At 59.8% G+C, this 23,524-nt stretch carries 17 protein-coding genes; 7 read left to right on the forward strand and 10 right to left on the reverse strand.

Translation table 11 applies throughout. The features are described 5' to 3' along the window. Positions 1-9 precede the first annotated feature (9 nt). The 4 genes from SFUM_RS06920 to SFUM_RS06935 all read right to left on the reverse strand — a co-directional run bounded on the left by SFUM_RS06920 (position 10) and on the right by SFUM_RS06935 (position 5,616). The gene (locus tag SFUM_RS06920) at positions 10-1,947 is read right to left on the reverse strand and encodes a 4Fe-4S binding protein (RefSeq protein ID WP_011698191.1); all 1,938 of its coding nucleotides are present in this window, start codon (positions 1,945-1,947) and stop codon (positions 10-12) included. Between the two features lie 18 nt (positions 1,948-1,965). After that, a complete protein-coding gene (locus SFUM_RS06925) occupies positions 1,966-2,964 on the reverse strand; it encodes a DUF362 domain-containing protein (protein ID WP_011698192.1) in 999 nt (332 codons plus the stop codon). A gap of 9 nt (positions 2,965-2,973) precedes the next feature. Continuing rightward, the gene (locus SFUM_RS06930; RefSeq protein WP_011698193.1) at positions 2,974-3,957 is read right to left on the reverse strand and encodes a DUF6599 family protein; all 984 of its coding nucleotides are present in this window, start codon (positions 3,955-3,957) and stop codon (positions 2,974-2,976) included. Between the two features lie 186 nt (positions 3,958-4,143). Continuing rightward, positions 4,144-5,616, reverse strand: a complete 1,473-nt coding sequence (locus SFUM_RS06935) for a fused MFS/spermidine synthase (RefSeq protein ID WP_011698194.1) — start codon at positions 5,614-5,616, stop codon at positions 4,144-4,146. A 211-nt stretch (positions 5,617-5,827) separates the two neighbouring features. Here SFUM_RS06935 and SFUM_RS06940 point away from each other — a divergent pair, with 211 nt between their 5' ends. The 7 genes from SFUM_RS06940 (at position 5,828) to SFUM_RS06975 (ending at position 15,951) form a co-directional block, all read left to right on the forward strand. After that, on the forward strand, positions 5,828-7,024 hold the full coding sequence (locus tag SFUM_RS06940) for an SAM-dependent methyltransferase (protein ID WP_011698195.1): 1,197 nt from the start codon (positions 5,828-5,830) through the stop codon (positions 7,022-7,024). 321 nt (positions 7,025-7,345) lie between these two features. Further along, positions 7,346-8,263, forward strand: a complete 918-nt coding sequence (locus SFUM_RS06950) for a hypothetical protein (RefSeq protein WP_011698197.1) — start codon at positions 7,346-7,348, stop codon at positions 8,261-8,263. A gap of 79 nt (positions 8,264-8,342) precedes the next feature. Beyond that, positions 8,343-9,323, forward strand: coding sequence for a transporter substrate-binding domain-containing protein (locus SFUM_RS06955; protein WP_208597116.1), 981 nt, complete (start codon positions 8,343-8,345; stop codon positions 9,321-9,323). 26 nt (positions 9,324-9,349) lie between these two features. Beyond that, on the forward strand, positions 9,350-11,953 hold the full coding sequence (locus SFUM_RS21545; RefSeq protein WP_049766312.1) for a PAS domain S-box protein: 2,604 nt from the start codon (positions 9,350-9,352) through the stop codon (positions 11,951-11,953). Between the two features lie 282 nt (positions 11,954-12,235). Then, positions 12,236-12,757, forward strand: coding sequence for a peptidylprolyl isomerase (locus SFUM_RS06965; protein ID WP_011698200.1), 522 nt, complete (start codon positions 12,236-12,238; stop codon positions 12,755-12,757). 488 nt (positions 12,758-13,245) lie between these two features. Further along, complete coding sequence (locus SFUM_RS06970) at positions 13,246-14,580, forward strand: CoA transferase (protein ID WP_011698201.1); 1,335 nt, start codon at positions 13,246-13,248, stop codon at positions 14,578-14,580. 42 nt (positions 14,581-14,622) lie between these two features. Further along, a complete protein-coding gene (locus SFUM_RS06975) occupies positions 14,623-15,951 on the forward strand; it encodes a CaiB/BaiF CoA transferase family protein (protein ID WP_208597117.1) in 1,329 nt (442 codons plus the stop codon). A 227-nt stretch (positions 15,952-16,178) separates the two neighbouring features. Here the strand turns inward: SFUM_RS06975 and SFUM_RS06980 are convergent, their stop codons facing one another. The 6 genes from SFUM_RS06980 to csm4 all read right to left on the reverse strand — a co-directional run bounded on the left by SFUM_RS06980 (position 16,179) and on the right by csm4 (position 23,520). Continuing rightward, entirely contained in the window at positions 16,179-18,299 is a 2,121-nt protein-coding gene (locus tag SFUM_RS06980; RefSeq protein WP_011698203.1) for a hypothetical protein, read from the reverse strand. Then, positions 18,296-19,246 (reverse strand): hypothetical protein, encoded by a 951-nt coding sequence (locus SFUM_RS06985; RefSeq protein WP_150109454.1) that lies wholly within the window; start codon positions 19,244-19,246, stop codon positions 18,296-18,298. Before SFUM_RS06985 ends, SFUM_RS06980 begins: the two co-directional genes overlap by 4 nt. Positions 19,247-19,479: 233 nt before the next feature. After that, positions 19,480-20,544, reverse strand: a complete 1,065-nt coding sequence (locus SFUM_RS06990) for a hypothetical protein (RefSeq protein WP_011698205.1) — start codon at positions 20,542-20,544, stop codon at positions 19,480-19,482. Further along, a complete protein-coding gene (locus tag SFUM_RS06995) occupies positions 20,544-21,005 on the reverse strand; it encodes a hypothetical protein (RefSeq protein WP_011698206.1) in 462 nt (153 codons plus the stop codon). The genes SFUM_RS06990 and SFUM_RS06995 overlap by 1 nt, the downstream gene beginning before the upstream one ends. A 407-nt stretch (positions 21,006-21,412) precedes the next feature. Further along, a complete protein-coding gene (csm5, locus tag SFUM_RS07000) occupies positions 21,413-22,585 on the reverse strand; it encodes a type III-A CRISPR-associated RAMP protein Csm5 (RefSeq protein WP_011698207.1) in 1,173 nt (390 codons plus the stop codon). After that, positions 22,582-23,520 (reverse strand): type III-A CRISPR-associated RAMP protein Csm4, encoded by a 939-nt coding sequence (csm4, locus tag SFUM_RS07005; RefSeq protein WP_011698208.1) that lies wholly within the window; start codon positions 23,518-23,520, stop codon positions 22,582-22,584. Before csm4 ends, csm5 begins: the two co-directional genes overlap by 4 nt. Positions 23,521-23,524 lie beyond the last annotated feature (4 nt).

Consider the following 23,524-nt stretch of genomic DNA (forward strand, 5'->3'; position numbering starts at 1 on the left):
TGCAAAACCTTACAGGAGGAGAGATTTTTTCCTGGTTCGCGACTCGTTTTCCGCCGTGACCCTGATCGCTCTCCTCCCGGTGACCGGGCATTCGTGTTCGCAGACGCCGCACCCTGTGCAGCGTTCCAAGTCCACCTGGGGTCTCTGAAGGCGAACCTGGATTTCAACGCGGGTGCCTGCGGCCGGAAGCTCGGCAAACCGATGCTCGGGGCTCAGCGACACCGTGTATTCGCCGTTCGCGACGATGCGCCGGCGCTGGTGCTCTGGCTCGGACGAAACCTTCAGGTAGTGGTCTCCCGCGGCATATCTGCCGGGTTTCAGAACGGTCCCTCCAATCCGGATCGAGAGCGGTTCGGCGGATTTCACTTCCACCACACCGTCCCTGACGGTGGCGAAATGCTCCCGCACGAAGATCGCTTTCGGGCTGACCGGGCAGTTTTCCTGACACACGATGCACGGCTTGTCCATGGCCCAGGGAAGGCACCGGCCGTGGTCCACAAACGCCGTGCCGATCCGGATGGGCCCTTTCCCGGCGAAACCGCCGCGCCCGAGCTTTTCATCGAGGCTGATCGGCCTTAGGGCCGCCGTCGGGCAGACGTGGCTGCAGGCCGTGCAATTGTACTGGCAGCCGCTCGTGCCGATGCGAAAATCCAGCACGGGGGTCCACAATCCTTCCAACCCCGCCTGCAACCCGCACGGCTGAACGACGTTCGTCGGGCAGACGCGCATGCATTGGCCGCACTTCAGGCACCGGGCGATGAAATCCGCTTCGGACAACGCTCCCGGCGGACGGATCACCTCCGGATTCCAACTGTGGCTCATGCCGCCTCCGAGCCTCACGAGGGGGATCACCGCCAGCCCGGACACGCCGGCAAGGACGAAACCCCGCCTGGACATATCCGGCACGAGGACCTCCCCGGAGGCCGAGGGCGCGGTGCGATAGGCGATCACATCGTGCCTGCACTCGTCGAGGCAGTTCATGCACAGGACGCACTCCGGGACGCGGATGCGCCCAGCCGGCTCGCATGCGCCTTCGCAGTTCGCCTCGCACAGACGGCAGTTGGTGCATTCGTCGGCGACCCTGCCGATTTTCCAGAGTGAGAGACGGGCGAGCACACCGTAGAGCGCTCCCAGGGGACAGACATAGCGGCAGTAGAACCGGGGCGTTTTCAGATTCAGCAGCACCGCGACCAGGAAGACCGCGCCGATGAGCCAAGCCCCTTCATAGTAGCGCTGCCCGACGAAAAGGGTCCGCGTGCTCGAATCCAGGAGAGGCAGAAGCACGAGGTTCACCGAACGATACACCAGGGGAATCGGGTCCAGCAACCCGCTCTGAAGGGACGATCGGATCACTTGTTCGAGCGGGATGACGAAAGCCGCCGCGGTCCAGAAGCCCAGCATCAGCAGGAAGATGCCGTACGCTTTCCTGCGATTGGAACGAAGCCCGCGCACCGTCAACACGGCCGCGACGATTGTCACGGCGGCCAGGGCCAGGAATATGGGCGGAGTGTCGAAAACGAGGCGCAGGATGCGCGCCGCGAGGACCCCGGATGCCGCGCAGAGAAGGAAAAGGAGCACGTAATACTTGACCGCCTGACCGGCATGCGGCCGATTGAGCTCGAGGCTGCGCGACAACGGTTTTCCGCGTCGGCCCAGGTATCCCACGAAGTGATGAATGCTGCCGAAAGGACACACCCAGCCGCAGAAGAATCTGCCGAACAGGACCGTGAGGACCAGAACCGCCAGGGCCCACGACAGCCCGGAGTAAAGCGTGCCGGTGGTCAGCACGGTCCCCAGGGCGACGAGCGGATCCAGCTGGAGGAACCAGTTCACGGGCCAACCCCTGAGCCGCCACCATTCGGTCCCCAGGGAGCTAACAATGCAGAACCAGAGGAATACGACGAAAAAGAAGACCTGGCTGATGCGTCTGACGATAACGATCTTCATGAGACCCTTCGAAAACGGTTAGCCGGCCGTGACGCGCGCCGGTCCGAGTGACTCGAAGTCCGCTGTGCCCGCTCCGGCAGCCTCGGCCTTCATGATGTAGGGAAGATCGTGCACCGACTTGCCGAGCAGCGTGGCTCCGAACGCGTCGACGGCCACCTGGTCCGTGCCGACAACCAGGGTGTTCGTCTGCTTCAGATCCGCCAGGGACCCGCCGGTCGGACCGTTGGTCATCATGGCGGTGATGCCGTCCAGGATGACGAGCGTGGGTTTCACCAGCATGGCAAGCTCCATGATGAACTCATGGATGTTCTGGTGAAAAATGTTGCGCCGACCGCCGAACAGGCCGTACCAGTTTTTCATGGTCATGGATGCACCGCTGCGGTGATGGTCCTTGACGGGTGCCATCCCGATCACTTTGCCGACACCCTCGAAAGGGGTGACAAGCACCGGCCATTTCCTGATCAGGTTGCCGCCCGGCAAGGTGACGGGTCTGAAGAAGGTTTGCTTCGGATAGATCACCTTCGCCCCCGAGGAACGGGCGGCCTCCCCGATGCCGGTCAGGGCGAAGCAGCTCTGCGGATCGTTGATGGGATTGTCGGTGACCGCCACCTCGGAAGCCCCGGCCTTCAGACACAGCCGCACCACTTCGGACAGCAGCCGGGGATCGGTCGTCGCCGACAGCGCGGGAGCGGTGGCGAAAGCGGCGTTCACCTTGATGAGCACCTTGTCGCCGCGCTTGATGAAAGACTCGATTCCACCCATCGCCTCCAGGCCGAGCCGGACCGACGTCACCCGGTCCTGCCCCGTAACGATGCTCATCTTCCGACTCGTTCCGGGCACTGAATAGTCCGCCAGAACGGCCTGTCTCTCCTCGTCCGACGACAATCCGCGAGCGCCCGTGTCATCGTGGAGACGGTAGCCCAGGAGCCCGGCGGCGGCGATGAAACCACCCGCCCTGGCCGACCGGACGAGGAAATCCCGTCGGTTCAGCTCCTTTTCATCAGAGTCCCGTTTCACTGTGCGACCTCACCTGATTCCTTGATGCAGCCTGACGGCAAGCCTGCCCGCCACGTCCCCGTCGTCGGCCTCGTGGACTCCGGCCAGGAAGCTGCCTTTGCTGAATACCACTTCGAACGTGTCAAACACCTTCAGAACCCTCGCGCCCTCGATTCCCAGGTTCGCATCGGTCACCGTCGCGCCGTTTTCCACCAGGAACCGGCGATAGGCTTCGGCCATTCGCGCGGCATCCTCCGGGCTCTTGCGCCGCGAGAGAAAAGCCGTCACCGTGACGCCGTCGACGTTGTAGGAGGCGGTGAACGTGTTGTCCAGCTCGCTGAAGCCGAAGACGTCCGAAACATGAAGTGCAACGGAGGACGGATCGAGACCCTCGGGCGGAAACAGCCCGATTTCACCGACGTTCGCACCTTCGGCCGGCATCGTTTGGATGAATTTCAGGCCGACCGCCAGCACGTCTTCCGCCATGCTCTCGACCGATGCGACGATTTCCACGTAATGCCGCCCATGCACAAGGTAGAGGGCGTTGGACGTACGGTAGGAAAACCGGACGATGGAAAGCTCCTCGGCATCCGCCCGTTTCTGCAGGCTGAAAACCGCGAAGGCGTTTCTCGGGTTGTCCATGTCGTAGACAAACAGTTCCAGCCACTCATTCGGCCGGTCGCTCCTGCCGAAACGCCGGCATCGCAATTCCTTGAAACCGGCGGAAAGGTACATCTCCGCCTTGCCGTCGATTTTTTCCGAAAGCGTCTCCGGACCGAACACCTCGACTCCGGACATGGGGGAGAGACCCGCCGTGGCGTAGTCGCTGAGATCGGGTCCGTCCGAGGAGCCGGCGGAGGACGCGGGAGCGGAACCGGTTTCGGGAACGGCGGGCGCGAACAAGGCCGCGTCGTAATGGAATTGCTTCAGGAAAATACCGGCGGCAATGACGGCAAGAGTGAACAGGATCACCAAGCCGACGTATGTTTCAGTTCTGGCTGGCCGGCTGTCCAAGCGAGGTCTCCCCACGAGGATGAAAGGACCAAGGGAATCCCGCAAAGGGCGGGCACCGATCGGATCGGCCACACCCCGGAGCCGGGGTCTCCGCGGGTGCGACGGCAAATCATATCAGGGAAGCCCCGCCCAGGCAAGGCGGCGGTGGAGGTGAGCCCGTGAGGCGGGAGCCCGACGGAACCGGGGTCATGGGAAGGAAGTCACGTACCGGTCCACCGGGGCGTAATCGTCGGTGAGAATCGGGAGATCCTCCTTCACCGGCCCGATCCATCGATGACGGAGAAGCTCGGCGATTGCCGGGTCGGCGCTTGTCAGCCGCGGCGCACCGGGAGATTTCAGCGCCACGATCATGACGTTCTGCCATCGCTCCGGGGGCGTCGACGAATCCACGGGAAACAGGAAGACCTGGGGAAAAACGGCTTTGATGGTCGCGACTTCCGCCCTCAGGAAACGCCCCCTGTCACCTTCGATCGCGCTCAGCGTGTTCACAAGCACCACTCCGTCGTCCGCCAGCAGATCGAAAAGCCTTCTCACGGTCTCCACGGTGCTGAGATGGAAAGGGATGGAATAGTGGGAATTGAACGTGTCGCACAGGATGACGTCGTAGCTGCCGGATGCCCGATTCAGAAAGATCCGCGCGTCCTCGTGGTGAATCCGCAGCCGGGGATCGTCCCGCAGCGCGAAGAGTCTTCGTGCCACGGCCGTCACTCCCGGGTCGAGCTCCACCACGTCCATCTCGATCCGCGGATAGAAGCGCAGGGCGTACTTGGGGAAGGAATAGCCCCCGCCTCCCAGCATCAACACCTTGCTCATCCGGGGATTGAAGTGTGCGGCAAGAGGATAGAACTGGGTGTATCGGAGCGCGAGCTCGGTGTGGTCATCCAGAAACATGCCCGACTGGGTTCCCTCGGGACCGGTGACCATCACCCGCATGGGCTTGCCCGTCCTCATGCTGATCGTGTTGTAGACGAGGATGCGGTTGTACTGCGTGTCGATATCGTGGAAATCGAGCCCCGCCAGGTATCCGCTGTAGGATTGGGAACCGAGGAGAAGAAGGACGAACAAGCTCAAGGCGGAAATCTTCACCATCCGGTCTCCGGCATACGCCAGGAAAGAGGTGATCGCCAGCACGACGGATAGAATGATGATGATGTTGGTGCTGCCGAAAAACCCGATCAGGAAGAATCCCGCCAGAAAGGTCCCGACAATGCTCCCCACCGTGGATATGGCGTAAAGGTTTCCCACCGTTCTCCCCGACTCCTCGAGGGCTCTCATTTTCAAGCGCACCGCGTACGGGGAAACCATGCCGAGCAGGACGCTCGACGGAGCGAACAGGACGACCGTGCCGAGCACGGCCGCGAGATGCACGCTCCCCGCCCGGTACTGGACAAAATCGAGCACGAACGACTTGCTCAGCGCGATTCCGGCGATACAAAAGCCGGCGACGAGTATGATGCCGGCCAGTGTTCGGTGACTCGGGTTTCGATCGGCGAGGCGGCCGCCCCACCAGTATCCCGCGCTGAGCGATCCCAGGATGACGCCGATCAGGCTCGTCCAAACCACGATGGATGTCCCGAGAAAGGGGGCCAGAATTCTCGATCCGGTCATTTCCAGCACCATCACCACGGCGCCACAGACAAACACAATCAATTCCAGCATTTTCGTCTTCCCGTATGGATATCGTTTCAAGTTGACTTATCATATTCCCAATCAACTGTGCCCTATGCGCCACCCGCGGTTCCCGTTTCTCCGGGTAACCTGTTCAGGGTAACATAGAAGCTGTTCGTTTTCCCACACATTGCCGACCTATTTGATGAAGCCAAGCTTGGAAGGCCTGAGAAATCGACTTGCGGCAAAAGGAGGCCTGGCTGTGAAAGCAATTCTGAAGACTTTGGCTGAAACCCTTCATCGCGCCGATCCGTCCGTTGATTTCGCCTTCAGGTTCTGGGACGGTGACGAAGTGAGGTTCGGGAAGCATCCCAGGTTCACCCTGCACTTTAGATCGGAGGCGAGCGGCCGGTCATTGATGGCTCAGAGGTTTTTCGGATTCGGGGAAGCCTACACATCCGGGGAAATCGAAGTGGAAGGCGATTTGCGGGAACTCCTTCGCCTCGGATTGAACATCAATTTCGACAATCTTGTGCCGGGCTTCCTCGATACGATACGCGGGATTCGCGCTTACCTCAAGACGCGCGGCACCCCCGGCGGAGCGAAAAAGAACATCGCCCACCACTACGACCGCGGGGATGAATTCTATCGGCTTTACCTGGATGAAACCCTGACCTATTCCTGCGCCTATTTCAAGGATCTCGCCGAACCCCTCGAGCAGGCACAGTTGAACAAGTACGATCACATCGCCAGGAAGTTGATGCTCAAACCTGGGGAGCGGCTGCTCGATATCGGGTGCGGCTGGGGGGGAATGCTCATCCACGCGGCCCGGAATTACGGAATCACCGGAGTCGGAAACACTCTTTCCGAGAACCAGTGCCGATATGCGACAAGAAAGCTCAAGGAACTCGGCCTTGATCGACAAGTCTCCGTGGTCCTCAAAGACTACAGGAGCCTGAAGGGCGAATTCGACAAATTCGTTTCCATCGGCATGTTCGAGCATGTGGGGCGGGAATACATCCCGGCATTCATGAAAAAGGTGGCAAGCCTCCTGAGAAAGGGGGGGCTCGGGTTACTGCACACCATCGGTTTCGAGCGGGTTTTGAAAGGAAAATCCTGGCACGAAACCTACATCTTCCCGGGAAACTATATTCCCAGGATCGATGAGGTGCTCCACCAAATGGGTCGGGTCGGCTTTTCCACCATCGATGTCGAGAACCTTCGCCTGCACTACGCTTATACTCTCGACCGCTGGATCGAGAACTACGAGAGAAACGAAGAGAAGATCCGGCGAATGTTCGGCGATGCTTTTGCACGGATGTGGAAGCTCTACCTCTACTCCTCATCCGCGGGGTTCAAGTACGGTGACAACAGGGTTTTTCAATTTTTGTTCAGTAATGGTTTGAACAATGATCTGCCGATCACGCGTGAGTTCGTATACAGTGACGATGACCGTTAGCCGCGGATGTCGCGCCTCTTCCACACGCCTCGGCGGAGGCGCGTATCCGTCCCGGTACCGTTGCGCCGCGCGCGGCGGCCGGGGCGCGCTCCGGATTTTTTTCTTGCCTTTGTCAACAAGGCATATATGCTGTTTTCCCCGAGCAAATGGTCCACAGCGGACCGGCAAAAGTCCGCCCCGTATGTTTTCGTGCCGGCTCGCCCGGCGTTCAGTTTCAAGAATTGAAGATGTCGATCGTTCCGATTTTCGGGAACGGGCAAGGGAACGCCGTCCGCCGGCGATTCCGATGTGCGGTCCGGTCACTGTGTCGTGGGGGCATGAATGGGTCCCGAGAGTGTGAAGCTCGAAGACTTGGTTAACATGGACAACCCGCAGGCGGTTTTCTCCGAGGTCGGACTGATCGTGAGGGTGATGTTTCCCAACGGGGACTACTCCCCGCTCCTCAAGGTCTGCCTGGACATTCGATCGCTCTTTGAAGGCAACTACCCGGGATATCGAAAATGCAACATCCACTACCATGACCTCAAACACACCACGGACTGCCTGTTGGCCATGGCGAGGCTCATTCACGGCGCGCTCCTCGCCGGTCTGCGGCTCACGGAAAAGCAGGCCGTCCTCGGCCTCGTGTCCTCGCTTCTCCACGACACAGGATACATCCAGGAAGCAAAGGAAACCAAAGGCACCGGTGCGCAGTACACCCTGACCCATGTCGAACGCAGCATCTTCTTCGCGGAACGTTATCTGCGTGAAAACGGATATTCGTCGAGGGATGCGCGCTTTTGCCACAGGTGCTTGAGATGCACCGGGCTCGACGTGAAGATCGCCGAAATCCCGTTTGAATCCATGGAGCATGAATTCCTGGGCAAAGCACTGGGGAGTGCCGATTTGCTGGGCCAGATGGCGGATCGCACTTACCTGGAAAGATTGCCCCTGCTGTTCCATGAATTTCGCGAGGGAGGGGTTCCCGGTTTCGCCGACGAACTGGATTTGATCAAGAAAACGCCCGAATTCTGGGAATTCACCAAGAATCGCTTCCGCACGCAACTGGGCGGGGTCGACCGGTACATGATCAATCATTTCAAGAGCCGGTGGGGGATTGACCGAGATTGTTACAAGGAGGCGATCGAAAACAACATGCGGTATTTGACGCACGTCATCGAGCATCATGAATCGGACTACCGGGCGCACTTGAGGCGGGGCAACCGGGCGAAAAGCATGGCGCTGCTCGAAGACGGGTAAGCTTCAGACGCATGAACCGGGCGGTCCAGGAGCCTTCGGGATTCGCTCTCGTGATCGTTCGACGCGTTTGGACGGCGGCATGAAGGGAAAAGAATCGGGCGGCTTTTCGCGCCGTCATTTTTCCGGCCCCGCCGTGTTGCAGAACCTCATCGGAGTGGGGACCTTGACGCTTCTTTCATTATGGGTGCACAGGCAGATGACGATTCTTCTGGTAATGTCTCTGTTCTGGCTGACATCCCCCGCGTGCTGCGCTGATTTGAAGGAAGTGAAGGCAAAAGGGGTTCTGCGCCACCTCGGCATCCGCTACGCCAACTTCGTCACCGGGAGCGGTGACGGGCTGGACGTCGAGATGGTGAGGCTGTTCGCGAAGAGTCTGAGCGTTCGGTACGAATTCGTGGAAACGACCTGGGACGACGTTTTCTCCGACCTGTCCGGCAGGAAGGTCAGACCCAGCGGGCACGGTTTCGAAGTCGTGGGAAATGCTCTCATCAAGGGGGACATTGCTGCAAGCGGTCTGACGATATTGCCCTGGCGGACGAAGCTCGTCAACTTCTCCACTCCGACGCTTCCCAACCAGGTCTGGTTGGTGGCGCGTGCCGATGCGGGTCTCAAGCCGATCGTTCCCAGCGGCAGTGTGGAACAGGACGTCGAAGCCGTCAGGTCCCAGCTTCGGGGAGTCCGGGTGCTGGGCATTTTCGACACCTGTCTTGACCCCCGGTACTATACCCTGGACAGGGCGCAAGCCGACGTCAGGAAATTCGACGGCAGCGTCAACGAGCTCGTTCCGGCCGTGATCGAGGGCAGGGCCGAGTGCGCGCTTCAAGACGTGCCGGACGCCCTGGCCTCCATGGACAAATGGCCGGGGAAAATCAAGGTGATCGGTCCCGTCTCATCCATGCAGCGCATGGGATACGCTTTTTCCAGGACATCTCCGGAACTGCGCGAGGCATTCGACAAGTTCTTCGAACAATGCAAGAAGGACGGGACGTATATCGGCATAGTGCGAAAATACTATCCTGCCATTCCGAAATATTACCCGGAGTTCTTTTCGCAAGAATAGCGGGCGACGCATCGAAGAGCACGTGTATGGGAACTGGACGCGAGCTGATCAGAACGGGCTGGAATCTGACCGCGGCCGCGGCGGGAGTACTCCTGACCGTTTTCACCGGAATTCTCCTGATCGCAAACTACCTATCCCAGGTGGAACTGCGGAAAGCCACCGTGGAGCGGCTCCGCCACGACACCGAGAAGCGGGCCGATGCCCTCAGCTACTTTTATTCCGAGCGCAAGAACGACATGCGGGACATCCGCGAAAGCCGGGCGATTTCCGTTTTCTTCCAGAACCGGGCGCTCGGGATGTCCATGAAATACGGCCTTGAAGCCAGCCTGCTCGGAATCCTGGAAGAGCTCGAGCGGGTGCAAAGAGACCGGGCGCTCGGGAAAGACCCCATCTACACGAGGATCGTCTTCCTGGACGATCAGGGCACGGTGCTGGTGGACACCAGGCCCTCACCCGAAGCGGATTCGGCGGGTGCCTGGCAGAGGTTTCTCGCCCCCGGATCGTCCGACGCCCTCATTCTTAGCGAGATCAAGGATGACGCCCGGCAGGTGCTGATATCCGCCCCCTATTTCTTCAAGGGGAAATATTCCGGCCAGATCGTCGCCGAGGTGTCGACCCAGGCCGTCCAGACGCACCTCATCAAGGCTGTCGGGGGCTATTCCAAGCGTGCCGTTTCAGTGATCACGGGCGAGTGCAGCCGTCCCCCGACGGCCGTTCCCGACCCCGATTTCGTAACCGCGCGGCTTTCCGACCTCAAGTCGCTCCAGGATGCCGATTCGCCGGCGTTCGACGAATTCTCCCGGGAAGAGCTGCACGAGGAATTCGTGATCAACTGCGTCGAGGTCAAGAACACTCCCTTTTACCTGGTCAACATCTCTCCGGTTTCCGAGCTTTTCGGCACGGCCGCGCCGTGGCAGTTGCTCCTGGCCATGGGGGCCTTGTCGATCCTGGTCCTGGGCGGAACAGCCGTCGCATGGCACATCAACGGCCGCAATCTTGTCCTGCAGACGGGTCTGAAAGAGGCCGCCAGGAACAGGCTGGAGCTCGAAGGAAAGAACTTTCAACTCGAAAGGGAAATCGCCGAGCGCAAGAAAGTGGAGGATGCGCTGCGCGAGTCCGAGGAGAAGTACCGGCTCGTTGTGGAAAACGCCAACGAAGCCATCTTCATCACCCAGGACGGAGTCATCAAATTCCCCAATCCCAAGACCCTCTCGCTCACCGGATTCACCACGGACGAGCTGACCTCGGCCAACCTCGCGGAGCTCCTTCACAGCGAAGACCGGCAGACCGTCCTGCAGGAACACGCCAACACGCTGGAATCAAACTCGACCAGCCGATACGCCTTCAGAGCGTTCAGAAAGAACGGCGAGGAACTGTGGCTCGAAGCCAACTCGGTGCCCAGCACCTGGGAGGAAAGACCGGCCATCCTCAACTTCATCCGGGACATCACTCTTCAGAAGAAGCTCCAGGCCCAGCTGTTCCACGCTCACAAGATGGAAGCCATCGGCACGCTGGCCGGAGGGATCGCTCATGATTTCAACAACCTGTTGCAGGTGATACAAGGCTATGCGGAAATGCTGTTGTTTGGAAAGGAGCAGGACGATCCGTTCCAGAAGGAGCTCGAGGAGATCTTTTTCGCCGCCAAGCGCGGTGGCGAGCTCACCCGGCAGTTGCTGACCTTCAGCCGGAGAATCGAAAGCAAGCCCCGCCCCATTCATCTGAACCGTCAAATCGTGGAAACCAGGAAGCTCCTGGAACGGACCATCCCGAAGATGATCACCATCGAGCTGAACCTGGCGACCGATCTGCGCCCCGTCAATGCCGATCCCGCGCAGTTCGAACAGGTTCTGATGAACCTGGCCGTCAACGCCCGGGACGCCATGCCGGAGGGAGGGGTTCTCACCATCGAGACCAGGAACGTCGTGCTCGACGAGCTGTTCTGCATGGGACAAGTGGGAGTGAGTCCCGGCGAATACGTGATGCTCAGCGTATCCGATAACGGTCACGGGATCGACGCCGGGACCCTGGAGCATATCTTCGAGCCCTTTTACAGCACCAAAGGGGTAGGCAGGGGAACGGGGCTCGGGCTGGCGATGGTCTACGGGATCGTCCAGAGCCATGCGGGGTGCATCCTGTGCTTCAGCGAAGCCGGGAAAGGCACCCGATTCGACATCTACCTGCCCCCGACCAACGCGGCCGTGCGCCCCGAGGAGAAGCGCTCGCCCCAGGAATTGCGGGGCGGCACCGAAACCGTGCTGCTGATCGAGGACGAAGCCTCCATCAGGAATATCTGCAAGCAAATGCTCGAACAATTCGGCTACCGCGTCATGATCGCCGTCGACGGCGACAGCGGGCTGCGCGCCTTCAGGGAGCATTGGAAAGACATGGACGTCGTTCTCCTCGACTTGATCATGCCCGGCATGGGCGGAAAGGAATGCCTCAAGGAGTTGCTCAAGGTCAACCCGGATGTTCCGGTCATTATCGCCAGCGGATATTCGCCGGACGGCCAGACGATCCAGATGCTCGAAAACGGGGCACGCGGATTCGTCCACAAGCCCTATGAAATCCGGGAGCTGCTGAGGGTGATCCAGGGAGTGATGGCGGCCCCCAAAGGCATGGAGGACGAATAGCCGCTTTGCCGGGGAAAACCGCCGAAACGTTCCGCGCCGACGGTGCCTCCGAGGGTACGGACGCGAGCACCCGTCACCGCCGTGGCGGCAGGCGCGGCGCAGGGTTCGTTGCCCCGGGAACCGGCTTGACCGACATCCTCTCCTGCACTTCCCGGAAACGGCACTCCCCGGAAATGGCTTGCAGAAAGCGCTTGAATGGAATATAAATTATCGTTTGCCAATCAGTGTGAAGAATCCGATGAACCGGCACATGACCATGACTTCAGACATCTTGGGGAAAACATGAAAAGCGAAACGAATCCGATCGTCTGCATGGAGACTTCCGAAGGGACCTTCAAGATCGAGCTCTGGGCGGACAAGGCTCCGCTCACCGTCGCCAATTTCCTCCGCTACGTGGAGGCGGGTCATTACAACGGCACCATCTTTCACCGGGTCATCAGCGATTTCATGATCCAGGGGGGCGGCCTGTCTCCCGACATGAAAGAGAAAAAGACCAGGGATCCCATCAAGAACGAAGCTTCCCCCGAGCTCAAGAACGTTCGCGGAACCATCGCCATGGCGAGGACGAACCTGGTTCACAGCGCCACGTCACAGTTCTTCATCAATGTCGTGGACAACGATTTTCTCGACCACAAGAACACGACCCCGACGGGTTTCGGATACGCGGTATTCGGGAAGGTCGTCGAAGGGATGGAAGTGGTTGATAAGATCAGGAATGTCAAGACCACTTCTTTCGGCCCCCACCAGGACGTTCCCTCGACGCAGATCCGGATCGTGAACGTCTCGCGTTGCGACGCCTCCTGATACGAAGTTACCTAGAAAATAGACTCCCTCGGGAGTCTGTTTTCATGCTTCGCGGGTGTCGCAGGGGGCATGGATAATTGCGTTCAAGAGATGGATCTTTCAAGCACAAAAGAGCGGGGGAATGATTCCCCCGCACCCCCCAAGTTTCGGCCACACGCGCAAGCGCGTGAGGCCGAGTGCTCGGCGCTGTCGGCGACCGGCCGAAGGCCGCCGCCGCAGCGCCACACGGAGCCGCGAAGCGGCGTGGGGGTGTGGGGGATACGTCCCCCACGCTTTTAGAGTATCATTTTGAACGCGAATCCGTATGAAACCATTGCCCGGCTTCGGCCTTTGGCGGCAGGGGCGATTCAAACCCGTGACAAATGATTTTCCGGGTGCCCGGGTTCTCGAATGCATCAACCGGGGCATCCGGCCAGGCGTCACGCCCATGAAAGCGGTCGCCCGAGTCGGGGGACCGGGGTCTTTCCTTCAAGATTCAGGGCCCTTCAATGGACGACCAGGAATCATACCGGGATTACCTCAAGCGCATCTACGATCCGGGACGGCTTTTCGATAAACCGGAACCGCTCGAAGGAATCCGGGTTCTCGAAGTCGGCTACGTGCACCTCGGGCCGGCGGCCTGCGAATTTCTCGCGCAGTTCGGAGCCGAAGTCATCAAGTTCGAGGGGCGCAAGGGGGACCTCATGAGGTTCGTCACTCCCTACGCCTTCTACTACAAGAACATGTCTCCCGGGCTGGAGATCGAGAACCGCAACAAGTACTGGGTCGGCATGCACCTGGGGGAGCCCGGGGCCCGGGAGATCTTCCTCGACCTGGTGAAGAAATCCGACGTGGTGGTGGACAATCTGACTCCCGGCCGCACGGCCGAGTGGGGAATCAGCTACAGGGAGCTCCGGGAAATCAACCCCCGGATCATCCAGCTCCACGTGTCCGGCTACGGCAGCTGGGGGCCGTGGGCGAAAAGGAATTCGTACGACGCCGCGGCCCAGAGCATGGGGGGGCTATCGGCCATAACGGGATTCGAGGAGCGGGGTCCCATCAAATCGGGCTCCTGGATCGCCGACTGGATCACCGCGCTCATGTGCGCCATTGCCGTCACCGCGGCCTTGAATTACAGGGAGCGGACGGGCGAGGGCCAGTTCATCGATTATCTCCAGGTGGAAAACGTCATCCGGTGGTTGGACTGGACGTGGCTCTACACCTGGAAAACGGGGGAAAACCGGGTTCGGTCCGGCAACCGGGATTTGGCCGTGTGCCCGTCCGATCTCTTTCGGTGCGCCGACGGATGGGTCGCCATAGCGGCCTTCAGCAAGCCCGAGTTCAGGGGCCTGTGCAAAGCGATGGAACGGCTCCCCCTCTACGACCGGTTCGCATCGCCGCGCGACCGGCTCAAAGACGAGAATGCCCGGGAGTTGCTCGGCGCGATTTCCGCGTGGGCGGCCTCCAGGACCGTGGACGAGGTGGAAGACCTGGGCCGTCTCCACGGTTTCGCGGCCTCTCGAGTCCTCGAAGCCGGGGACGTCTACCACGGCGAGCACTTCCGGGAACGTTCGACCGTCCAGGAACATATCGATCCTCTCTACGGCCCGATGGTGCAGCACTGCTGCCCGCCCGCGCTCAGCGGGACACCCGGCCGCATCAAGTGGAGCTCCCGGCCCCTCGGCTTCGACAACCGCCACGTGCTCTCGGGGATCCTCGGCATGTCCGAGGAAGCGGTGAAAAAGCTCGAGGACGAGGGGGTCATCTTCCAGTGGAACCCGGACATTCCGTCCCACTGCCCGCCGCCGGACTGGGACGGCGAGAGCGGTTTGAGGTTCCCATAGCCTTTCGAATCGAAAATCATGACGGAAAAGAAAACCTCCGGGATGACGGAAAACGCTGATTACTCCGAATGGGCCTTCCGGGAAACGAATCCCGCGGACGTTTTCGAGAAACCCGAAGCCCTCGACGACCTGCTCGTGCTCGATGCCGGCCGGGGAAGCTTCGCCGGACTCTACGCCTCATCGCTGCTGGCCGAGCTGGGCGCGGAAGTGATTCGGGTCGAGCCTCCCGAGGGGGATCCGGCCAGGCGGATGAGCCCGTACGGCATGATGATCCAGGGGACCGGGCTCGGCTACATCGTCGAAGGAAGGAACAAGTTCCACATCACCCTCGACCTCGACCGGGACGAGGGCCGGCGGCTGTTTGCCGGGCTGGCCCGCAAGGCGGACGTGGTTATCGAAACCTTCAAGCCCGGCCACATGGATTCCATCGGCCTGGGGTACCGGCAGTTGTCCGCGGTCAACCCGGGAATCGTGTGCTGTTCCATACACACCTGCGGCCAGTTCGGGCAGGAGGCCGAGCGAAACCGCAACCAGCCCGACTACGACATTGTCGACCAGGCCAGAGGCCTCGTCATGTCGGTGACCGGCGAGTCGGAGCTGGACGCCGATGTTCCCGAGACGTTCAAGAGGCCGCTCAAGCAGGGCAACTGGATGGGCTGGTACGCCGGGGGAGCCTGGGCTGTTTTCGGCATTCTCCTGGCCTTGTTTCACCGAAGGCGCGCCGGCGTCGGGCAGCTCGTCGACTGCTCCCCCCCGGAAGGTCTCGGGGCGATGGCAAACTACGCCATCCCTTTCTATCACCTGACAGGCCGGCTCATGCCGCGCGCAGGCAATTACGACTACGCCGTGTTTCCCTACACCTACGTGAAATGCAAGGACGGATACGCTTTCATTTCCGGTTCCGCGGATCCTAATTGGACGGCCCTCTGCGAGATCATTGAACGGCCCGATCTCATCTCGCGGTTCCCGAGCATCCGGGAGCGGCTCGACCCTCCCAACCAGCCGGTCATCCGGCGCGAGATCGAGGCGTTCACCACGCGCCACACCACCGACGAGCTCCTGGAAATGGTCACGGCATACAGGAACAGGCCGGACAGGAAGGGGGTCGTCGTTACCGGCCGCCTGGAGACGCCGCGCGATGTCCTGCGGGGAGAGCACTGGGCGGCAAGGAATACCTTTGTGAAGACCGACGATCCCCACTACGGCGAAGTCCTCGTGCAGAATTCCACCTTCAAGTCGATGTCCCGAACGCCGGGAAGGATCAAGTGGGTCTGCCGTCCCGTGGGAGCCGACAACGCGTTCATCTACGAGCGCCACCTGGGGTTGAGCGAAAAGGAGCTCGAGGAGCTGAGGACCGGGGGCGTGATTTGAGGAGATCGAGGGGCTCAGGGCCGAGGGGCGTGGTTTGAGGAGATCGAGGGACTGAGGGCCAAAGGCGCGGCCCCAGGTGGGCTTGCGTTTAACGCTAGGACCTGCGGGAGGAGAAACCACGGGATACGTCGGGCACCGAGCACCGAAATCGCCCCCCGTCGCTTCCCTTCCAGCCCTTGTGGCGCTGGATGAGGGATTGCAGCGACCCACCGGGCTCACCTGGTTATTCAACGATACGTAAAAGGGAAAAGACGAGTCTTCGCCGCTGAGACCTCCCGCAAAATCGCCTCGCAAGAGGTATACTCCGCAATGGGGAGAAAGTGCTCTTTGCAGAGCACCGGGGAGTTGACGGCAGCCATCGCTTCCCATGTCCTTCTTTGGAGCGTCTCCTCATCCCACAAACCTTCGCGCCGGATGCACGACAAGGAAAGCAGCGCCATGGGTCTCGCGGTGATTCCAAGCTTCAGGCAAAGCTCTACGGAACGGGACCATGCGGCACCCATCGCAGCCCTGTCCGCCATGAGATGTCCCACGTTATGGAACCACAGCTGCCAGGGATGCTGGCAAAAGGGATCGTGCAGACGCTGCCGGCACCACGGCACATACCGTGCCTCCGTGATTCCGCATTCGGCGAGGTATCGCGCCAGCGCGGCATGCTGGTACGGATTCAGCCCCTCGAATTCCCGCTCCCCGATGTCCAGTGGAGGCCGCCCAAGGTAGTCCTCCAGAATCTCACCCGCCCGCTCCAATTCGCCTGCATCCAGGCAGGCGTAAAAAAGGTAGCAGAATTGCCGCCTCCAGTCTTGTACGTGATCGCTGTAATTTCCATTCCCGAATGCTTCTTGCGCCAAGGCGACATACTTTTCCACATCATGCAGGTGCCGCGGTCCACAAAAGCCATAGTTCTGGGCAATCGACCCATGGAGTTTCCCCAGGATCACGGGGAGGGTCCCCGGCTGAAACCGCTTCAAAACACGATGCACCTCGCTGAGCACATCAATCGCCTCAACAAGTGGCCGAGGCGGATCGGGGCGGAAGTCGTACCGCCCGTGACGATTCAGGACGAAATCCCTGTTGAGTTGCCCCGCTCTGAGACTCGATACGTGCTCCCCCGCAATGATCCGGTCAAGGAGTCCACCCCCCAGGTTTCCCCACGACGCCGCCGGCTCCACATCGCCCCGACGGCTGCAACTCGTCGTTTGGACCTGCGCGATCCGAAAAGCCGTCAGAGGGTCACCCGCTGCGATGTCGTTCACCTTCGCGGGGGTGAGCGGCGTGAGGAGGGTCTGAATCCGCCATGCCGGACAATCCGGGTTTTCCATTTCAGCTTCCAGGTTGTCCAGGAAAGCCCTCGCGTATCGTCCATTCTGGAGAACAGCCCAAAGTTGCCGGGAATATCGATCCTCAAAGCCATCCCATCGGAGGGTGGAGTCGGAGAGAAGGTGGGCATTGGAGGAGAGGCGTGCCGGGTCATCCAGGCATGTCCAATCGATGCGAAGGTCGGCAGCCGTTCCGGATCCGTACAGGTCCCACAGGTAACAGGCCTCATCAAGCGTATCCACCGCGAGTCCTGCCAGCGATTCGAACCCGTGGGCCTTCCCGTCACCCGGTCTCGGATACAGCATTCCCGTTAATCCCTCCTGCGCCGTAGCGGCCGCCTTGAGCTCGAGTCCTCCTACGGGAACGAGAGAACCGCTCTGACGGACCTCGCCGGTGGCCAGGAGGGCAAGAGGTGTGTGTCCGGTCCTCAGGCCACGGGCGGCAAGGTATAAAGGGAGACCGAGGGATGGTCCGTGAATGAGGCGCCGATCGATGAATGGAAGAAGCGGCCAGAAGAAGAGACCTTCGTCAGTGCCCGGCCGAAGCGTTTCGACGACGGCGGCCGCGCTCCGAACCGCGACTTCGTCCGCGACCACCGGCCACCAGGTCGGAAAATTCGACTCGACGCTGCCGGACCGGGCAAGTCCGACGAGCACCCAGTAAAGATTTGCCCGCCTGTCATCCGCCAGGGCAAGGGGGATCAGCGACCATTTCATGGAAAAAGCCGTCTCGACGGTCAGCGGAATGCCCATCTCTCTCAGGTCCAGCTCGGAGGCCATCCAGCCGGGGAACCACAAAGGGACGGTTTCGGGATCGGAGAGCACGGCGGCGATCACCGCCTGGGGGAGCAGGTGTCTCCGTTCGGGAGGAAAGCTGTGCTGAATGGTCGTGTAGGAGCCGGCGAAGCTCGATTCGTCGAGGGTCCACAGCAGCTCTTGCGGCCGCAAAAGATCCCTGATTCGATCTTCGAGGAAGCCCCACTCGGCCCAATTTCGCAACTCAAGGACAGTCCAGCATTGATTGGTCATGCCGTACACACCAGGAGCACCAGGCGGCCGTTTCGCGCCATCTCGGGATCCACGTCCGGAAAGAACGCCCGGAAGTATCCGTCCCGGGGAGAAACCAGGGACTCTTCCGCATCCAGGACCGACCCGTCCGGGAGTTCCAGGCAGGCGAGCACATCGGCCTCCCCCAGGAGAGCTCCCAGTATTCGCCCCCCGGCCAGAAACCCGCTTGCGTGTTCGCGCCAAACGGAAATGGTTGCAATGGAAGCCCTGAAATTCACACCGTATTCCAGCGGAAAAATTTCCAGGATGTTAACGGGAACCGTCTTCTGCGAACCGGACGCGGCAAGAGGCGCCTCGTCGGCCGGAAACCGGGCGAAAGCCAACCTTTTCAAGGTTGAAAGCTCGCCTTCGGGCCAGGCGATTCCGGGTTTCTTTCTTCTCACCTGCTGCAAAATACGCTCAGGCTCTGGGAATGTGTCCAGGAGAAGCCTGGTCGGGGAGGGGTCGAGGCGCCCCATGAGTTCTGCAACCGCCTGGATGGAAAAATATGCTCCCACTCTGATTTCAAGCCTCCTAAATGCCGCCGTCGGCGAGTGTTCCTCCAGCGGTTCGACCTCTGCGCTCTCGAGCTGAAGGACCTCTGAGAGAATGTTCTCCGGAACCACCCGAATCAATCGCTCCAGGTCGGAAGTCCGAAGGGTGTATGTATTCCATGCCTCGGCAAAAAGGCCGTCGCCAATGAGCACATCTCCCGGGCCCATAAGTCTCGGATCGTCATAAACCTGGGCCACTCTCACGGCACCGCCCACTCCCGTCTCCAATCCGATCACCAGGACCAGCGGAGGCTGGTAATAAAGCTTTCCGGGTCCCCATCCCGCAAGGGATTCCCTCAGGGTCCACACCTGCCCTTCCCTGCACCGCTCCTCCGACCGGGCGCGTTCGTCTTGCGGCATCAGGTGTCGGGTCATTTCATCCGCTCCCCCGACCGGTGAGCCTCTCCGCCGGAGCTCGCTGCAAAAATCGCAAATGGCGACATGTTCGGAGAGATGCGGGTCGGCGGTCTCCGAAAACAACCGGGAGTCGGGAGGGCATCCGCGAACCTGGCGCGCGATGCGCCAAGCCATACGAATCTCCCAGGAATCGTATCCGGACATGATCACCTAGCTCCAGAATCAGAATGCTGTATGAAATACATACGGTCCTAACCGGTCGTTTTACAAACCCGGACAAGCGCCAGGATGAAAGCCTCGAAAAGCCTCTCGTCAAGGTCGGGCGGTGAAAGCCCCGGCCACAGGAGGCAAAAATCCCGCAGTTTGTCGAGGGCCGACCTGTACACGTAGGAAACTCCGGCTGCGCTTTGATACCCCAGACGCCGCGCGGCCTCGGCCAGTGTCAGTCCCTCCCCCTGGACCAGGAGAAAAGTGGAGCGCTGTGTGTCCGACCATGCACCGGCCATCTGTCGAGCCAACTCCTCCAGGCGCATTCCCACGTAGGAGACCTCCACGGAACCCCCGTCCGCGGCATTGTCCGTCCCCACGCGGGAACTGCCGGAGACGTCCTCATCGCAGAGGTCAAGAGACACCCTGACGGCTGCGTTCGCCTCCGGATAGTGCGCGACGATGAATCCCGCCAACTCCCGCACCGGGAGATAGCACGGTCGCCCGAGACGGCGGCACGCCTCGTCCCAGAAGAGCTTTGCCAGGGTGAGCAGGGATGAGCGCTTCTCCATGCCTTTGAGGCCGACTGTCATGATGGGGGAATCCCATTGCCCGTAGGGTTCCAACCTCAGAGTCGCCAGGGATGGGCAGGGGTCTGCCCGGAGATCCATGCTGTAGAAGGCTCCCTGGTCGGTGGCACGGTAGGACACTTCCGCCTCCTCCCGCAGAATCAGTCGAAGGCGCCTGTACAATGCCCGCCTGGGATCGTAGGCGAGTGTTCTTGCCTTGTCTTTGAGCTCATTGAGAAACTGCTGCGCGACCCTGAGCATCACGAAACGCGTGCCGCGCCCAACTGCCGGGATGGCTCCCATTCTTCGGTACCAGTCCTCGGAACGGGAACGGAGGAATAGCCAGAGATCATCGGCCAGGGCCTGCAGGCAGTCGGCCCTCTCATCGGGGGGCAACCTCCAGGGATCCGGGCAGGGAAGTAGTTCCGAGGGCATGGAAATCCTGAGGGCCTCCCGGTAGATGAAACGGGCCGTTCCTTCGAGCGCCGCCCGGCAATCGGGGGAGGAAAGCCACTGTGTCCACCGGGAAAAGGAATCCATCAGTCACAGCGCTCCATGCACGTGTCCGGGACCAGCCCCCTGAAACGAAGATGTTCGCTGAAAGCGGGATCCATGGGAAGGTTGAAGGCGCAGCCTTCCACGAGGTACGTGTCCCTGTCCGTGACGATTCCGGTGATTTCCAGGACGCATCCCTTCCTGATGAAGCGGGCGGGCCCTCGCTTCTTCGAAGAACACGGGCACACCTTGTGGCCGAGATGGGACAGGGCCTTCAGAACAAAAATGGGATGGGAGACCTTGTCAGTCCGAAACGTCGCGGGAAACTCGCCCGTAAGGTCCTTGAGGCGCCCGTCGGGTGCGCCCGAAAACAACATCCCCGGCTGCCAGCAGGCGGGGGGCAGGCGGCGGATCGCCCCTCCGAGAATCCCCAGGTCGACGCGACGCGGCGGAATCTCTTCCTTGCGGGGCCAGACGGTTTCGGTGTGAGTGAAGGCACGGCTCATAGCAGGAATATGTCCCTCCACGATCTCGTCAGGGATTGCCATCACCACGATAGATTATTAGAAATGAGCCGTGAGCGCAAGACGGATGTCGGCCGTCTTTGCGGAAGGCGGGTTCAAAAAGATGGGTTTTATGCGCAAATTAAATGGGCCACCGTCGGAACAGAGGGTTCCTCAGGAAGGACCTGATGCCGAGCAGGACATACGGGTCACTGGCCACGGTTTCAATCCCTGGACGGATCCATATTACCTCTGTCATTGCCAGGGTCCCGGGATCACGTGCTCTGTGCAATCTCTTGAGTGGCTCTCAAATCGTACCTGCATTTAGCCGAGTATAAAGTTGCAGTTTGGGCTCCATTGACTCCTCGAATGATGATTTCTTCCACTTGACTTAATGGTTGTGCTTGTTCCTACAGGGTTCTTTCCAAAGTGAGGATTAGCCACCCAAAAGGCATGGCTGGCCTGCCATTCTCCATGGAGCATCGGGTGCGTGTGGCTCCCATGTCTTCGATAGGGGTTCTTGCCTGAATATTGTACCCCTCCCTCAAACCATCAACGGAGAGCGACTCGAAATGAGAGAATCGGCCGACCCGGAGCAACATGCGTTTTCTTTGGGGGTAACACCAGTAGTTCTTAGACGGGTCAATGGCTACTATCTGGCCATCTGGGGTCTTCCCCTTGGGAAACAACTCGTGCAGAGCTTTCCAGGATTTCCCACCGGACTTCTTTTGGTCGAATTTCTCTCCTTCGGCTGTCATTCTCCCCCAGTAAAAAAGGTTGCACGCTCTAAGGATGGTGTCAAAGTCAAGTGTTCTCCCCAGAGTAGCCTTCATCCCTGGATGTTTCATGGCAGCTGTGTCCAGGTGCAAAGTGACCTCAAACTGAGGCGCTCCGCCTCCATCCGCCAAGGCCTTGACCCTCTCTACCCAAATTTGGATCTCTTGTGAGCCCTGTTTTTGAGGGTTATAGTTCAGCGCACGGTCAATGCGAGTGGCGTCGTTTGGAAGGTCGACATCCTGCACATCCAAGAGCCTAAGAACATCTCGCTCCGTTTGGCTGTGACGGCGGTCAAGCGCGGATTCTTCCAAGATCCGTGCTTTGTTCCTGAGATTTTGTTCAGCCCCGACGGTCTGGTGAACGGTTGACTTCGTAGCCGGTTCAATATTGGCGAAGTAATTGATTACGGCAGTGCGAATCGCACCTTTAATGGAGGAACCGGGTAGATATACTGCGCCGGAATGAGGATTGTGCGGCATCATGTCCACTCGGAATTGATTGCTAGGATTGCTCGCTTTCTCCTCAAACAGCCTTTTAAATTCCTTTGAGACGTCCACATAAACGTGGTCGTGATGCGCCGCGTCGAGATGCGTTCGTAAGAAGGCTTGGATTCCCTTGAGATCCGCCCTTTCCACCAATTGCGAGTATCGACGCAGCTCTTCCCCAGACAACCCATTGACGACATCAGCCGGGTTAAAACGGACCAACCTGTTCCCTTCAAGGATAAACTCCAAGGGATCAATTTCATTTCCTGAACCAATGTGAATTGGCGTCAGTGCCTGAGCCTTGAAATGATATGCGCTCATGGATTTAACTCCGTAAAGGCGAGGGGAAGATGAAACGCGTGATGTCGGACATGCACTAAAAGAGGGTCATGGTGCACATCCCGGAGCAAAGCCCCGTAAGGTCCTCCATCGCCTGGCTCAAAAGTGGCACCAGGGCTCGCCATGAGAATAGGATACTTGAATGGACTGTGCCTACCTTTGGCTAAATCGCCCCCTAGCTTCCCGAAGTGAACATGTTGTTTGTAGCGCGCACGCCTCATGTTGGCCGAAATCACACCGTGGGACAGGCTCATAGCCCTGTTTCCACTGGCTGCAAAGAGTGTTGTTTCCTCCTCGACTGTGCAGACAAAATGACCGTTGCCCGTACTCGCATTACTGCCAAAGCCGCTCGCGCCCACATAGCCGCACAAAGCCTCTAGGCGAGCCTTGCACGCCTCAGGAGCAAGAAGGAAAACCTGTTGGCGAGTTTCTCCTGAAAACAACACTTCTTCAAAGAAAAGACCGCCCGTATCCGGAGTGGTGCCGGCGAGGCGATCAATGTGGTTGTGGGCCTTGAGTCCATGTCCTTTAGGACCCCTCATAACGCCAATTTGTTTAATGCAACTTTTTAGTGCCTGATTCAGGACGACATCGTTCATCCCCTCCCTCAAATCAAGGAAGAGTCCTTCGGGAATGAAGGAGACCTTTCTGACGTCCTTGTCCAGCTGCATTTCTTTGAGAGTGGGAGGGGCATCCATCCTCAAGGTTGGTCTCAGAAGAGGCTTCGGAAGCATGCCCAATGGCATCTGGCTTGAAAGAACCCATGGACGAGTCTCCTGTTCTTCCAACCACCTCGTCAGTGATTTCTCACCTTCGATGTAACAAATAGCCCAGGCAAGATGTCCCCAAAATGTACCAGAGACCATCTTTGTCCCGAGAGGGCCTTTCAAATTGAGTGTGATTCGGTAAGTCGGCATATCG

This window comes from Syntrophobacter fumaroxidans MPOB, from assembly GCF_000014965.1.
In the GTDB taxonomy this organism is placed as follows: domain Bacteria; phylum Desulfobacterota; class Syntrophobacteria; order Syntrophobacterales; family Syntrophobacteraceae; genus Syntrophobacter; species Syntrophobacter fumaroxidans.

Bases quoted from the DNA above. Each gene is read 5' to 3' on its own strand.
- SFUM_RS06920 (WP_011698191.1), bottom strand. From the start codon at position 1,947: ATGAAGATCGTTATCGTCAGACGCATCAGCCAGGTCTTCTTTTTCGTC.
- SFUM_RS06935 (WP_011698194.1), bottom strand. From the start codon at position 5,616: ATGCTGGAATTGATTGTGTTTGTCTGTGGCGCCGTGGTGATGGTGCTG.
- SFUM_RS06950 (WP_011698197.1), top strand. From the start codon at position 7,346: ATGGGTCCCGAGAGTGTGAAGCTCGAAGACTTGGTTAACATGGACAAC.
- SFUM_RS06955 (WP_208597116.1), top strand. From the start codon at position 8,343: ATGAAGGGAAAAGAATCGGGCGGCTTTTCGCGCCGTCATTTTTCCGGC.
- SFUM_RS21545 (WP_049766312.1), top strand. From the start codon at position 9,350: ATGGGAACTGGACGCGAGCTGATCAGAACGGGCTGGAATCTGACCGCG.
- SFUM_RS06965 (WP_011698200.1), top strand. From the start codon at position 12,236: ATGAAAAGCGAAACGAATCCGATCGTCTGCATGGAGACTTCCGAAGGG.
- SFUM_RS06970 (WP_011698201.1), top strand. From the start codon at position 13,246: ATGGACGACCAGGAATCATACCGGGATTACCTCAAGCGCATCTACGAT.
- SFUM_RS06975 (WP_208597117.1), top strand. From the start codon at position 14,623: ATGACGGAAAACGCTGATTACTCCGAATGGGCCTTCCGGGAAACGAAT.
- SFUM_RS06980 (WP_011698203.1), bottom strand. From the start codon at position 18,299: ATGACCAATCAATGCTGGACTGTCCTTGAGTTGCGAAATTGGGCCGAG.
- SFUM_RS06985 (WP_150109454.1), bottom strand. From the start codon at position 19,246: ATGACCCGACACCTGATGCCGCAAGACGAACGCGCCCGGTCGGAGGAG.
- SFUM_RS06990 (WP_011698205.1), bottom strand. From the start codon at position 20,544: ATGGATTCCTTTTCCCGGTGGACACAGTGGCTTTCCTCCCCCGATTGC.
- SFUM_RS06995 (WP_011698206.1), bottom strand. From the start codon at position 21,005: ATGAGCCGTGCCTTCACTCACACCGAAACCGTCTGGCCCCGCAAGGAA.
- csm5 (WP_011698207.1), bottom strand. From the start codon at position 22,585: ATGAGCGCATATCATTTCAAGGCTCAGGCACTGACGCCAATTCACATT.
- csm4 (WP_011698208.1), bottom strand. From the start codon at position 23,520: ATGCCGACTTACCGAATCACACTCAATTTGAAAGGCCCTCTCGGGACA.